The organism is Corallococcus sp. 4LFB (assembly GCF_046520365.1).
Classification (GTDB): domain Bacteria; phylum Myxococcota; class Myxococcia; order Myxococcales; family Myxococcaceae; genus Corallococcus; species Corallococcus caeni.
This window is the reverse complement of sequence record NZ_JBKGHJ010000214.1, coordinates 1-13,557: the sequence shown is the minus strand read 5'-3', so window position 1 is coordinate 13,557 and position 13,557 is coordinate 1. Positions and strand designations below refer to the sequence as shown.

The following is a 13,557-nucleotide window of genomic DNA, read 5'->3' as shown; positions in this document are numbered from 1 at the left end:
GCGCTGGTGGACGCGCTCGAGGGGCGGCTGGCGGCGGGTGGAGGCGGGGAGGGCGGACGCGGGCGTGGTGTACGCGACGGACGCGCTGGGCTCGAAGAAGGTGCGGGTGGTGTTCACGGTGCCGGAGGCGGACGCGCCGCGCATCGTGTATCCGGCGGCGGCGCTGACGCGGGGCAAGGCGCCGGAGGCGGGGCTCGCGTTCGTGCGCTTCCTCCAGACGGAAGGCGCGCGGAAGGAGTTCCGTCGGCTGGGCTTCCTGGACGCGAGCGCGGCGAAGGCCGGGGCACCGGACGCGGGCAAGGGGCATCCCTCGCCGTGATGGATGAAGGGCTGACAGGGCTGGTGCTGTTCACGGTGGCGGTGGCGGCCCTGTCCACGGCGCTCATCCTGGTGCCGGGCGTGGCGGCGGCGTACGCGCTCGCGCGTTGGAGGGGCCCGGGGCGGGGCGTGGTGGAGACGGTGCTGGCCCTGCCGCTGGTGCTGCCTCCGACGGCGGTGGGCCTGGTGCTGCTGGAGTTGCTCGCGCGGGACTCGGCGCTGGGCCGGCTGCTGGATGCGCTGGGCGTGGAGGTGGTGTTCACGCCCAAGGCGGTGGTGCTGGCGAGCGCGGTGATGGCGTTCCCCCTGCTGGTGCGCTCCGCGCGCGCGGGCTTCGAGGAAGTGGATCCCCGGCTGGTGGCGGTGGCGCGCACGCTGGGGGACACGCGCACGCGGGCCTTCTTCCGGGTGACGTTGCCGCTGGCGTGGCGCGGGGTGCTCACGGGCGCGCTGCTCGCGTTCTCGCGGGCGCTGGGGGAGTTCGGCGCGACGGTGCTGGTGGCGGGCAACATTCCAGGAAGCACGCAGACGCTGTCCCTGGCCATCTTCCAGCGCACGCAGGTGGGGCAGGACGCGGAGGCGCTGAAGCTCGCGGGCGTGGCGGTGGTGCTCGCGTTCGGGGCCATGTACGTGACGGAAGTGGTGACGCGGCGGCGCGGGGCCCGGGGGCTCGCGTGATGGAGCTGTCGCTGCGGCTGCCCTGGCGCGCTTCACGCTGGAGGTCGAGGCACGCTTCACGTCCGCGTCGGTGGCGGTGCTGGGGCGCTCGGGTTCCGGGAAGACGTCGCTGCTGGAGGTGCTCGCGGGCCTGCGACGGGGCGCCACCGGACGTGTGGTGATGGATGGCCGCGTGCTCCTCGACACGGCCTCCCGTATCGACGTGCCACCTGAAGCGCGCCGCATGGGCTACGTGCCGCAGGATGCATTGCTCTTTCCGCACCTCACCGCCGGACAGAACGTGCGCTTCGGCGTGCGCGCCGGACGGCCGTCACGCGTGGACGAGGCCGTGCACCTGCTGGAGCTGGAGCCCCTGCTGCACCGCTACCCGGTGACGCTGTCCGGAGGCGAGAAGCAGCGGGTCGCCCTGGCGCGGGCGCTCGCCACCGACCCTGCGCTGCTGCTGCTGGACGAGCCCCTGGCCGCGCTGGACGTCGCGTTGAAGGAGCGCGTGCTGCCGTACCTCTTGCGCGTGCGCGACGAAGCCCGGGTGCCGCTGCTCTACGTGACCCACCAGCTCGGCGAAGCCCGAGCCCTGGCCCGCGAGGCCCTGCTGTTGGATGGCGGCGCCGTGAAGGCCGTGGGCCCCGCGGACACGGTGCTGGGCACGGTGGCGCGCGGCCTGCTCACCGGTGAGCCCGAGGAGAACATCCTCGAAGGCACCCTGGAACATCCTGACTCCGGAGGCACGCGGCTGCGCGTCACGGAGGGGCTGTCGCTCTGGGTGCCGGATGCGCCGGAGCTGCCCCACGGCACCCGCGCCGCCTACGCCGTGCCGGCCGAGGACATCCTCCTGTCCACCGGGCCGCTGACCGGCGTCTCCGCGCGCAACGTGCTCGAAGGCACCGTGACGAAGCTGGAGGACGCGGGGGCAGGGGAGTGCGCGACCCACGTGGACGTGGCGGGCATCCACTGGGTGGTCCGCCTCACGCATGCCGCCGTGCGCGAGCTGTCCATCACCCCGGGCCTGCGCGTGTACCTCGCGGTGAAGTCCTCCGCCTGCCGTCGGCTGGCGGGCAGGGCTTCCTAGTCCCCGCGCGCTTCGGCTTCGAACCGCCGATGCGCGGCCTCCATCCGCTCCAGCGCATCCCGCAGCTCGCGCTCAATGTCCTCGCGCTGGGACCGCACCAGGTCTTCCGGAAACCCCATGCGCTCCAGCAGGTTGAGCTGCATGAAGAACGCCTCGCACTCCCAGGGGCCGTTCGCTCCGTCCAGGAACTGGCCCCCCTTGAAGAGGAAGTCTCCCCAGGAAAGCTCGCCGCGCCGATAGCGGAGGAACAGGCACGCCAGGTGGTCCGCATCCCTCGCGCGGAGTTCCTCGGGAGTGGCTGCAAACGGAAGCATCGGAATGTCGTAGATCAACCCCAGCGCCGTGTCGGCATCCGGCGCCGTGCACAGCTCCAGCAGCCAGAGCGGCGAGTCGTCCAGCTTCATCACCCAGGCATCCGCCCAGGCGATGAGCTGTTTGAGCCCGACGAGCCCCATCCTCACCATCGCGCCGATTCGCACCACGGCGACCGGGTCGAACGGCGTGCCGTCCCTCATCGCTTCGCTCCCGGCTTCTTCGCCGCCCCCCGCCCCGCCGGCTTCGCGTGGTAGCCCTCCACGCGCATGCCCAACTCATGCACCACGGACATCGCCGTGTCCTGCGGGATGCGCGTGTCCTTCAGCTTGTTGCGCGCGGGGTCGAGCACCAGGCCCGTGGCGCCGGAGAAGTCCGTCCGGGTCAGCGTGCAGCCGCGGAAGTTGCTGCCGGTGAGGTCCGCGCCGGTGAAGTCCGCGTCCGTCAGGTCCATGTCGAAGAAGTTCGCCTCCCGCGCCACGCAGCGCACGAAGGACGTCTGGCGCAGGCCCAGCCCCACGAACGAGCTGTACGGCATGCCGCACTCCTCGAAGTTCACCTCCGGGTTCGCCGCCACGCCCGTCCAGTCAATGCCCATCAGCTTCGAGCCCTCGAAGCGCACGTCCCGCAACCGGAGGGCGTTGAAGTTCGCGCGCGTCAGGTTGCAGCCCTGGAACACGCACGCCTCCAGCAGCGTGTCCTTCCACCGGCCCTCCTGCAGCTCGCAGTTCAGGAAGGTGCACCGGTAGAACTCCTTGTCGACCAGGTCGACGCCCTGGAGTTCCAGCCCCTCGAAGGTCTCCCGCTCGAAGGAGTCCTCCTGCTGGAGCCGCTTCACCACCGCGCTGTCGTCCTGGGCCATGCCCGGCGTTATACCGACCCGCGAAGGACCCGGCGATAAGGCCGGGTCCTCCACGGCCTTCACGCTACTTGGCCACCAGCACCAGCACGCCCCGGCCGCACAGGCCGTACTTCGCGCCCTCGCCACCCACCGCGTCCGAGAGGCCCGGGTTGAGCAGCACCTGATCCACGCCCCGGCTCTCGATCCACGAGCAGGTGTCCGTCACGCGGTACCACTGCTTGCCGTTGCCCGGCCACGGCAGGAAGAAGTCCACGGCGGCGGACCAGCCGTTGTACGCGACGTAGATGGCGCCCACCGTCTCACCGGAGAACTCCGACGCGTCGATGCGGTAGGCCAGCGCGTGGTTGCCCGCGGTGTTGAAGTACGTCGCGTCCGGCACGAAGCCGTCCGGCTTGAACCAGCGGTGCTGCTCCATCACGTTCCCGTTGGTGTCCAACGCGCTGTAGAACGCGGCCGGGCGCAGCGCGGGGTGCGCCTTGCGGAACGCGATGAGGTTCTTGGCGAACAGGCGGAAGTTGGACTGGTCCGCGCTCCACGCGTAGTCCAGCCAGTTCTTGTTCGAGTCCAGGTTGTACACGTTGTTGTTGCAGTACTGCGTGCGCAGGAACTCGTCGCCGCCCGTCAGCATGGGCACGCCCGCGCTCAGCATCAGGAACGCCAGGCCGTTGCGCGCCGCCTGGCGCTGGAGCGTCGCGCTGCCGCCCTGGTCCCAGCTGTGGTTGCTGTCCTCGCCGCCGTCGGACGGGCCGTAGGGCCACGGCTGGCTGTTGTTCTTGCTGTTGCACGAGTACAGGTCCTTCAGGGTGAGGCCGTCATGGGCCACCATGAAGTTCACGGACGCGGCCGGCTTGCGGCCGTCATCCGAGTACAGGTCCGACGAGCCCGCGAAGCGCGTGGCCAGCTGCCCCGGCGTCACGTTCTCCACGCCCATCTGGTTCTGGTCCTTGCGGAAGGTGTCGCGGAACGCGCCGTTCCACTCGCGCCACTTCGCCGGGAAGTTGCCCACCTGGTAGGAGTTGCCGCCAATGGCCCACGGCTCCGCGATGAAGTCCGTGCCCGCGCCGCCCGCCTCCGGACGCGGATCCAGCTGCGTGGTGATCTGGTTGAGCGCCGTGTTCGGGTCGTCGCGGTTGTATTCGTAGCCCGGGTGCGTGGCCGTCTCGTGCTCGTGGATGTTGCCCAGCACCGACGCCAGGTCGAACCGGAAGCCGTCCACGCCCAGCGTGTCCTTCCAGTACGACAGCGAATGGAGGATGACGTTGCGGGCCGTGGGGTTGCGCGTGTTGAAGTTGCCGCCCACGCCCGTGTTGTCCCAGTTGAACTGCATGTCCTTCGTGAGGCTGTAGTACGTGGGGTTGTCCAGGCCCCGGTACGACATGACGTTGTACGTGCTGGGATCGCCGCTCACCCAGCCGCCGCCCTCGCCCGTGTGGTTGTAGACCACGTCCACCAGCACCTTGATGCCGGCGTCGTGGAACGCCTTCACCATGCTCTTGAACTCGCGCGTGGGGCCGCCCGGCGTCTGGTCGCACGCGTAGCGGCGGTCCGGCGCGAAGTAGCTGAGGTTCATGTAACCCCAGTAGTTGTCGCCCGCGGTGCTCGCGACCGTGTCGTTGTTGCCGTTGTCCGTCTCATGCAGCGGCAGGAACTCCACCGCCGTCACGCCCAGCGCCGCCAGCTGCGCGGCCTTCTGGCCCGCGGTCTTGTAGGTGCCCAGACAGGCGGCATCCAGCCCGGAGCCGGTGTCCTGCTTCGTCAGGCCGCGCAGGTGCACCTCATAGACGATGTCGTCCTTGAAGGCGCGCGTGGGCTTGGTGCCGGTGGCCGTGGCGTCCGGCGCCAGCACGATGCCCTTGGGCGCGAACGGGCCGCTGTCCTTGTAGCGGTGCGACGGGCCGGACGCGAACACCGTGGCGTCCGCGTTGCTGGGGTTCACCGGGTCGTGCGACAGCTCCAGCGCGTACGGGTCCCACAGGAGCTTGTTCGGGTTGAAGCGGTTGCCCGCGCTGTCCACGTCCGCGAGGAAGCCCACCGTGTTGTTCGTCTTGCTCCAGCTGGAGTTGTACGGCCAGTTGGGCCCCCACGCGCGGTAGCCGTAGTAGACGGTGCCGGTGACGCCGTAGGTGTTCTTCAGCGTGGAGACGGAGACGGACTTGGACCAGACGTTGGTCGTCGCGTTCTTCGTCATCACGTACTTCACGACCTCCTGCGCGCCCTGGGCCGTCTTGTAGATCCACACCTCGATGCGCGTGGCGCGCGACGAGTACACGTTGAAGTTGATGTTGGCCTGCGTGGCGTCGTACTTCGCGCCCAGCGTCCAGCTGAGCAGCTCCTGCTCGCGCTGCGCGGGGGCCTCCACGGCGGGCGCGGAAGGGGCGGGGGCTTCGTCAGGCGTCTCAGGGGTGGCGCAGGAGACCAGCGCCGACGCGAAGCCCGCGGCGACGAGGGGATGCCACCGCGTGAGCCAGGGGCTCCGGCGGTGACGACGGGGAGGGGTCATCATGGATGTGGCTCCAGACGCGGCAAGCGAGGGTCACGACCGCTGCAAGGCCACCGGGCCCGCGACTGCCGGGCCGTCCGGTTCACCACCCCCACGGCGGTCAAGTCAACCGCACGTCCCCCCACCCGCGCCCCTCCGCGCGCCCCCGTACAACGCCGGACATGGCCCGGTGCGTCAAGGCGCCGGGACGCAGGTCTTGTCGGCCCCACACACCAGGTCGCGGGCGCAGTCCTCGTTGCCCACGCACCCCGTGCCCTCGGTGCAGTCGTAGCCGCTGCCGCCGCTCATCCCGTTCACCTTGAAGGCGCTGGCGCTGATCCGCTCCGTCATCGCCTGATTGCCGATGGAGCCCTGCAGCTTGTGGGTCACGTTCACCGTGGAGCTGTTGGTCGCGACCGACGCCTCGATTTCGAACGGCTCCATCACGGCGTTGATGGCGTCCCGGAGGAGCAGGGCGATCTGCGTCGAGGTCGTGTTGTTCTCCACGGGGACCCGCTGGTTGGCGGGGTTCTTGAGCTTCCCATCGCGGTCCACCTCGAAGGTGACGGGGGTGTTGATGCCGTCGCTGATGGTGAACGTCTCCCCGTCATTCATGTTCACGCTGGAGGAGGCCGTGATGGTGCCGGTCGCCGCCTGGAGCGTCTTCGTCTTGCAGGTGGCGCTGCACGAGCCGCAGGAGGCGGTGTTGCCGTCGTCGCAGGCCTCGTTCGCGGGGTTGACGTCCTGCACCCCGTCGCCGCAGACGTTGCCCTGGAGCGGCAGGACCTCCTGGCAGTCCTCGCTGCACTGCTTGCAGGCCGCCGTGCCGTAGGGGCAGGAGACCTCCGTGGTGGTGTTGCCGTCGTCGCAGGCCTCGTTCGTGGGGTCCTTCACCAGGTCGCCGCAGACGTTGCCGTGCGCCGTCAGCACCTCCTTGCAGTCGAAGCGGCACACCTGGCAGCTCGCCGTGCCATAGGGGCAGGAGGTCTCCGTGGTGGTGTTGCCGTCGTCGCAGACCTCGTTCGCGGCGCTGGGGTCCTGCTTCTTGTCCCCGCAGACGTTGCCCCCGAGCTCGAGGAGCTGCTGACAGTCGTTGCTGCACTTCTGGCAGCTCGCGACGCCGTAGTCGCACTCGGTCTCCGTCTTCGTGTTGCCGTCGTCGCAGACCTCGTGGTCCGGGTCCTTCACGCCGTCGCCGCAGGTGTTGCCCGTCCGGGGCAGGCTCTCCTTGCAGTCGAAGCGGCACACCTGGCAGCTCGCCGTGCCATAGGGGCAGGCGTCCTCCGTCCCGGTGTTGCCGTCATCGCAGGCCTCGTTCGTGGGGTCCGTCATCAGGTCGCCGCAGACGTTGCCCTTCAGGTCGAGCGCCGCCTTGCAGTCGCCGCTGCACGCCTGGCAGCTCGCGGTGCCGTAGTCGCACTCGGTCTCCGTCTTCGTGTTGCCGTCGTCGCAGGCCTCCGGGCGGTCCGGCCCGTTGACGTTGACCACGCTGTCGCCGCAGACGTTCGGCTTGCAGGTGCCCAGGCAGTCGTCGTCGTCTTCGTGTTGCCGTCGTCGCACTGCTCCTCGCCGCCGTGTTGGTGACGCCGTCGCCGCAGGCCACCGGGGTGCAGTCCACGTCGCAGATGGCGGAGCTGGGCCCGTCGTCGCACTGCTCGCCCGCCGCGGTGTTGAGGTACCGGTCGCCGCAGGCCGCGGGCGTGCAGTCCGCGTTGCAGGTGCGGGAGTTGCCCGCCGTGTCGCACAGCTCGTTGCGCGTGACGTTGGTGAAGCCGTCGCCGCAGAAGGCGATGGTGCAGTCCGCGTCGCAGGCGGGGCTGTTGGCGGGGCCGGGGTTGTCACACTGCTCGCCGGCCGACGTGTTCACCACGCCGTCGCCACAGGAGCGCAGCGTGCAGTTGGCGTTGCAGTAGGCGGACTCACCCTTGTCGTCGCACTGCTCGCCAGCGGTCATGTTCAGGATGCCGTCGCCGCAGACGCGCACGGTGCAGTTGACGTTGCAGGTCGGGGACTCACCCTTGTCGTCGCACTGCTCCTCGCCGTCGCGGACGCCGTTGCCGCAGCCTTCGGCCGAGCGGCAGTCCGCGCTGCAGCCGTCCTCGCTGACGTTGTTGCCGTCGTCGCAGATCTCCCCCTTGATGGTGTCGAGGACGCCGTTGCCGCAGGTCTCGTTGGACTTGCAGTCGGAGCTGCACCCGTCGCCGTTGGAGTTGTTGCCGTCGTCGCACTTCTCGCCCTTGGCCGTGTCCACGTAGCCGTTGCCGCAGCTCTCCTGGGAGCGGCAGTCCGCGCTGCACCCGTCGCCGCTGACGGTGTTGCCGTCGTCGCAGCGCTCCTCCTTCGTGGGGTCGGTGTACTTGTTGCCGCAGACCTCGGTGGACAGGCAGTCCGCGCTGCACCCGTCGCCGGAGGTGTTGTTGCGGTCGTCGCACCTCTCGCCCACGGCCGTGTCGACGACGCCGTTGCCGCACAGCTCGTTGGACAGGCAGTCCGCGCTGCACCCGTCGCCGTCGACGGTGTTGCCGTCGTCGCACTTCTCGCCCCTGGCCAGGTCCACGACGTCGTTGCCGCACGTCTCGTTGGACGCGCAGTCGTGGCTACAGCCGTCGCCGTCCACGATGTTGCCGTCGTCGCACTGCTCGCTGTCCTGGACGACGCCGTCGCCGCAGTCCGTGGAGATGCAGACGTCCTGGGTCGCGGCGCACTTCAGGCCTTCCGGACAGACGAGCCCGGAGGCGCAGTCCACGGTGGTGGGCTGGAAGCACGAGGTGATGAGCAGCAGCGGCGCGGCCAGCAGCAGCAGGACGCGCGCCACGGAGGAGCCGCCAGGGAGCGGGGAGGAGGGGACGCGTGTCATGCGAAAGACCTCAGAAGCGGAACGTGGCCACGGCACCGCCCGAACCCGCGCCGAGCAGCGGCGTGACCTGCACGGTCGCCGCCTCCTGGCCCGGTTCGATGCGGTACGGCTTGGGTTGGTTGAGGACGGCGAGCACCGCGCCGGTGACGAGCACCGCGCCGCCCACGGCGTACCCGGCGATGGCGCCGGTCTGCATCAGGTTGCCCTGCGAGCGCTCGTCGGCGACGGCGGTGGGCGGGACGCAGCCTCCGCACTCGGCGATGCCCGACTCGAAGGCGCGGAAGTGGTCGCGGGACTGGAGGTGGAGGAAGGCGCTGCCGCCCGCCACGGCCACGCCCGCGCCCATCACCAGCCAGGGCATGGCGGCGGACCAGCGGCGCTTGTAGCGGATGAGGTCGTCGGAGGTGAAGAGCTTCAAGTCCAACGTCGTCGTCTCACCGGGCAGGAGCGTGCGGCTCTGGTCGCTGGGCTCGAAGCCCGTCATCGTCGCGACGATGCTGTGCGCGCCGGGGCGCACCAGCCCCTCGTAGCGGCCGGGGGCCACGAACAGCGGCTGGCCGTCCATCGTCACCGTGGCGCCGGGCGTGGCGCAGGTGATGTCCACCCGCGCGAGCTGCTTCTCCACCAGCGTCTTGTAGTTGCGGGCGTACTCGAACTTCTCCTTCTCCAGCGGCGCCGGCCCGAAGCGCAGCGCCGCCACCAGGTGCTCGTGCACCTCCACGGGCTGGTCCAGGTTCATCAGCGCCAGCGCGAGGTTGTAGTGGATGGCCGGGTGGTCCCAGCGCGCCAGCGCCTGGCGGTACTTCTCCACGGCCTGCACGAAGATGGACTCCTTCAGCAGCGCGTTGCCTTCACCGAACAGCGCGAGCGACGCGTCCTGGTCCGCCCTGGAGATGCCCTTCGCCCAGGGGCGCTCCTCCTCCGAGCCGGCCGGGCCGGCCGGGCCCGCCAGCGAGCCCTCCAGCGAGTCGCTGGCCTGCTCCTCCTGGGCCTTCGGCGCGGGGGGCGGGGGCAGGGGAAGGGACTCGGAGAGGGGCGCGTCCGCGGGCGCCTGCGCGGCGTCGGCGGCGGAGGGCTTGCGCCGGCGCTTCGCTCGGGTGCCGGACAGCTTCGTCGCGCCCGCGGCCTTCGACGCGGTGGACTTCTTCGACGCCGGGGACTTCTTCGACGCGGTGGACTTCTTCGGCACGCCCGTCTTGCGCGCGCCCCGGGACGTCTTCGCGGTGCCCGTGCGGGGCGCCGGCTCCTGCGCCCACGCGGGCACGGTCTCCAGCGCCAGCAGCACCGACAACACGACCGCGGACCTGCTCATCAGCCTGTTCACGTTGCTTCTCACTTCAGGACCTCGATGACCGGACTGCCCAGCTGGTTTTGCAGACGGGAGACGCGCTCCTTCTCCCGCTTGAGCAACGTGGAGAGTTCTTCCGCCGCGCGGAGGGCTTCCTCGCGGGCGTCACGCGCGGTCGTGGCGCTCTCCTCGGCGCGCTTCTTGGCGAAGCGGGCGCGCAGCTGCGCCTCCTGGGCGCGCTGGAGCGCGGACACCAGCTCGTCGTTCTTGCTGAGCAGCTCCTGGTTGGCCAGCGCCACCTGCGCGTTGGCCGCCTCCGCCGCCTGCTGCGCCTTCTGGCGCTCCAGCTCCTTGGCCTGCACCTCGGCCAGCCGCTGCTTGGCCTCGGCCTCCGCGCCGCGGGCGTTGGTCTCGGCGGCGCGCGCGATGATCTCCGCCGCCTGCGCCGCCTGGGCCTGACGCTCGGCCTCCTGCTGCGCGTTGCGGATGACGACGAGCGCCACCACCGCCGCCACCACCAGGAGCCCCAGGAACGTCGCGCTGCCGATGAGCAGCGCCCGCTTCAGCCGGCGCCCCTTCTTCGCCTGCGCGAACACCGCCGCGAGGAAGTCCTGCTGCAACCGGGGCAGCTCTCCCCGGTAGCGCCGCTGGAAGCGCTGGGCCTCCTCCACCAGCTCACCGCGCCACAAGAGGTGCGCGTCGAAGTTCTTGCCCTGCCACTGCCGGGCCGCGTTGCGCAGCTGCTCCAGGAACGCGGAGTCCTCCTGGCCCTCGTCCAGCCAGCGCCGCAGCGTGGGCCAGCTGTGCAGGAGCGACTCGTGGACGATCTCCACCGTCGCGCCCGTGGCGCCGCCGCCGGTCTGCACCACCAGCAGGCGCGCCTGCACCAGGTGGTCGATGAGGCGCTGCATCTCGCCGGTGTCCTTCGTCAGCTCGCGCAGCTCGTCCAGGGACACGATGGCGCGCGTGCGCTCCGGGGTGACCAGCCGCAGGAAGAGGGCGCGCACCAGGGTGCGCTCCTGCGGGGACAGGCTCTCCAGCACGCTGTCCGCGTGGCTGGCCAGCGCGCCCGCGATGCCGCCCATGGCCTGGTAGGCGCTCTCCGTGAGCAGCCGGTTCGTGACGTCGCGCGCCTCCCACAGCTGGGTGGCGGCGAACTGGAGCAGCGGCAGCGCGCCCTGGCTGGCGTCCAGGTGCTCCAGCATGCTGGCCACCATCGCGGGGCTCTCGAACTGGTAGCCCGCGCGCTCCGCCGGCTGCACCAGCGCGTCCTTCAGGCCCTCGCGGGCGGGCGCGGTGAGGAAGAAGAGCCCCTGGCTGAGCTCCGCCATGAAGCGCTCGTCCTCCGGCACCCGGTCCAGGAAGTCCGACCGGATGGAGAGGATGACGCGGATGGGCGTGGTCGCGTCGTCCGCGATGCCGGACAGGCACGCGGTGAAGGCCAGCCGCTCCTGCGCGTCCGGCACCAGCGTGTACAGCTCCTCGAACTGGTCGATGAAGAGGAGGATGCGCCGGCGCTCCCGCCGCGCGCGGCTGCGCAGCACGTTGCCCACGTAGCCGGGCTCCGCGCGCAGCCGCTCCACCAGCCGCTGCTGCTCCTGGAGGTCGTCCTCGATGGTGGTGGAGGAGCTCATCAGCGGCGCGACGATGCTGGCCAGCGCCGACAGGGGGTTGCGCCCGGGGCGGATGACGAGCGCCTCCCACGGCGTGCCGGAGCGCTTGAGCACGGGCACCAGGCCCGCGCGCACGAACGACGACTTGCCCGTGCCGGACGGGCCCACCACGGCCAGCAGCGGCCGGTCGTTGATGCGGTTCACCAGCGCGGCGATCTCCCGCGTGCGGCCGAAGAAGCGGTCCGCGTCCGCCTCCTGGAAGGAGCTGAGGCCCGCGTAGGGGCTCTCGTCCACGCGCAGCTCGCGGCTCATGCGGCCGGGGAGGAAGGGCTCCAGCGCGCGCAAGAGAGAGGTCGCGTCCGGGAAGCGGTCCTCCTTGCGCTTGAGCAGGCAGCGGTCCACGACGGCCGCCAGCTCCTGCGGCACGTCCGGCGCCATGCTCCGCAGCAGCGGCATCGGTTCGTCCAGCATGCCCGTGACCATCAGCTGCGGGCCGCGCAGCGGATCCAGCGGGTGCTTGCCGGCGAGCATGCGGAACAGCATCAGCCCCACGGCCCAGATGTCCGTGCGGTTGTCCACGGCCACGCCGATGCCCCACTGCTCCGGGGACATGAAGGCCATGGTGCCCATGATGGCGCCCTTGCGGGTGAGGTTGGACACGTCCTCGCCCATGCCCTCCACCGAGTGCAGGCGCGGCTGGGCCTGGGGACCGCCCGCGGGGGCCTCCACGGGCTCGTCGCCCTGGAGCACCTTGGCGATGCCGAAGTCGAGCACCTTGATGGCGCCCGAGTCCGTCACGACGATGTTCTCCGGCTTGAGGTCGCGGTGGACGATGCCCTGCTCGTGGGCGCACTCCAGCGCCCTCACCACCGGCACCATCAGCTCCACCGCGCGCGCGGGCGGCAGGCGCTGGTTGCCCAGCACCTTCGTCAGCGGCTTGCCCTGGAGGTACTCCAGCACCATGAAGGGGCCGCCGGGGAACTCGCCGACCTCGTAGATGATGACGATGTTCTCGTGGCTGCACCGCGCGGTGGCGCGCGCCTCCAGGATGAAGCGCCGGGTGATGTCGGCGTCCTCGCTGTGCAGGAACTTGATGGCCACCCGGCGCCCCAGCCGCACGTCGCGTGCGAGGAACACCGTGCCCATGCCGCCGGAGCCCAGCTCGCGGATGAGCTCGTAGTGCTGCAGGCGCATGCCCGGGCGCAGCGCGTGGCCCTGGATGGAGGGCCCGGTGTCGTTGCCGGTGTCACCCGTGCCCGAGCCCGTGACCGGACGCGCCGGCCCGTCCCAGGTGGACGAGGACCCCGTGTTGGACGCGCGCGACGGCGGCTCCACGGGCGCGGGCGCTGCTCCGAAGAGCGACTCCACGTCCGCGGCCTGTGTCCGGTCCGTCAGGTCCGAGGACACACCCGTCACGCCCGCCGCGGAGGGACTCCGCCGCGCGGCACCTGCTTCGTTCTTCATCATGTCCGGCCACTTTTCCCGCGACGCATTCACAGCCACGGAGCGGCCCAGGCGGATTTGCCCGGTGCATCCGTGCGCTGGGTACAGCCCCCCCGGCCTGCCACCACGGCTTGAAATCATACACGGACACTGGAGCGCGGACACTTCACGGTATTCCCCAAGGGGCGTGTCTGTTTTGACCTTGGGAGGCAGGAAGGCAGACGGGCGGAGGGTTCAACAATGTGTGACAGGCGTGCTCCGCGCATACGGAGAGTCATTGGAGCACCGTGGCAAGGCCCCCCCTCCGCGAAGCGCGTCACACCCGCCGCGTGATTCCATGACGGCGGAACTGTTTCGATGACGCGTACTGTCAACATGCGGAGTCACCAGAGGGAGGAGCCCCCTGACCCAGTAAAAATCCAATCAATCTGTTTTGCTTGATTGAAACAAGGAATCCGTGGTTATTTGGATTCCCATGGCTCCTTCCGTTCCGACCCAGCCTTCCGCTCCCGGTGCTTCGCGTGGGCGCGGTGTCACCCGGGTGCTGGTGGGGGCAGGCCTGGTGGCCGTGGTGGCCGCCGTGGGGCTGCTGTGGCGCGGCGGTGATGCCGCACAGGCGCCCTCCACGGCGGCCGCGC

General features: G+C 70.5%; 9 protein-coding genes. 3 read left to right on the top strand and 6 right to left on the bottom strand.

The window, feature by feature from the left end:
• From ACLEQD_RS22370 to modC, 3 genes are all read left to right on the top strand, one after another.
• The coding region (locus ACLEQD_RS22370) for a molybdate ABC transporter substrate-binding protein (protein WP_410386569.1) at positions 1 to 319 on the top strand (319 nt) is incomplete at its 5' end.
• Entirely contained in the window at positions 319 to 996 is a 678-nt protein-coding gene (gene modB, locus ACLEQD_RS22365; RefSeq protein WP_410386567.1) for a molybdate ABC transporter permease subunit, read from the top strand. The genes ACLEQD_RS22370 and modB, both read left to right, overlap by 1 nt.
• 70 nt (positions 997 to 1,066) lie before the next feature.
• Entirely contained in the window at positions 1,067 to 2,065 is a 999-nt protein-coding gene (modC, locus tag ACLEQD_RS22360) for a molybdenum ABC transporter ATP-binding protein (RefSeq protein WP_410386565.1), read from the top strand.
• On the opposite strand, the gene ACLEQD_RS22355 is transcribed toward modC, so the two are convergent.
• The 6 genes from ACLEQD_RS22355 to ACLEQD_RS22330 form a co-directional block, all read right to left on the bottom strand.
• Entirely contained in the window at positions 2,062 to 2,580 is a 519-nt protein-coding gene (locus ACLEQD_RS22355; protein WP_410386563.1) for a hypothetical protein, read from the bottom strand. The genes modC and ACLEQD_RS22355 overlap by 4 nt on opposite strands.
• Positions 2,577 to 3,239 (bottom strand): pentapeptide repeat-containing protein, encoded by a 663-nt coding sequence (locus tag ACLEQD_RS22350; protein ID WP_410386561.1) that lies wholly within the window; start codon positions 3,237 to 3,239, stop codon positions 2,577 to 2,579. Before ACLEQD_RS22350 ends, ACLEQD_RS22355 begins: the two co-directional genes overlap by 4 nt.
• A gap of 64 nt (positions 3,240 to 3,303) precedes the next feature.
• Entirely contained in the window at positions 3,304 to 5,742 is a 2,439-nt protein-coding gene (locus ACLEQD_RS22345; protein ID WP_410386559.1) for an alpha-amylase family glycosyl hydrolase, read from the bottom strand.
• Between the two features lie 1,276 nt (positions 5,743 to 7,018).
• A complete protein-coding gene (locus ACLEQD_RS22340) occupies positions 7,019 to 8,533 on the bottom strand; it encodes a DUF4215 domain-containing protein (RefSeq protein ID WP_410386557.1) in 1,515 nt (504 codons plus the stop codon).
• A gap of 52 nt (positions 8,534 to 8,585) precedes the next feature.
• Positions 8,586 to 9,887, bottom strand: a complete 1,302-nt coding sequence (locus ACLEQD_RS22335) for a hypothetical protein (RefSeq protein ID WP_410386555.1) — start codon at positions 9,885 to 9,887, stop codon at positions 8,586 to 8,588.
• A 20-nt stretch (positions 9,888 to 9,907) separates the two neighbouring features.
• On the bottom strand, positions 9,908 to 12,943 hold the full coding sequence (locus tag ACLEQD_RS22330; RefSeq protein ID WP_410386553.1) for a protein kinase domain-containing protein: 3,036 nt from the start codon (positions 12,941 to 12,943) through the stop codon (positions 9,908 to 9,910).
• Positions 12,944 to 13,557 lie beyond the last annotated feature (614 nt).

Excerpts from the sequence above, each read along its gene's own strand:
- modB (WP_410386567.1), top strand. The coding sequence starts at position 319 with ATGGATGAAGGGCTGACAGGGCTGGTGCTGTTCACGGTGGCGGTGGCG.
- ACLEQD_RS22355 (WP_410386563.1), bottom strand. The coding sequence starts at position 2,580 with ATGAGGGACGGCACGCCGTTCGACCCGGTCGCCGTGGTGCGAATCGGC.
- ACLEQD_RS22350 (WP_410386561.1), bottom strand. The coding sequence starts at position 3,239 with ATGGCCCAGGACGACAGCGCGGTGGTGAAGCGGCTCCAGCAGGAGGAC.
- ACLEQD_RS22345 (WP_410386559.1), bottom strand. The coding sequence starts at position 5,742 with ATGATGACCCCTCCCCGTCGTCACCGCCGGAGCCCCTGGCTCACGCGG.
- ACLEQD_RS22335 (WP_410386555.1), bottom strand. The coding sequence starts at position 9,887 with ATGAGCAGGTCCGCGGTCGTGTTGTCGGTGCTGCTGGCGCTGGAGACC.
- ACLEQD_RS22330 (WP_410386553.1), bottom strand. The coding sequence starts at position 12,943 with ATGATGAAGAACGAAGCAGGTGCCGCGCGGCGGAGTCCCTCCGCGGCG.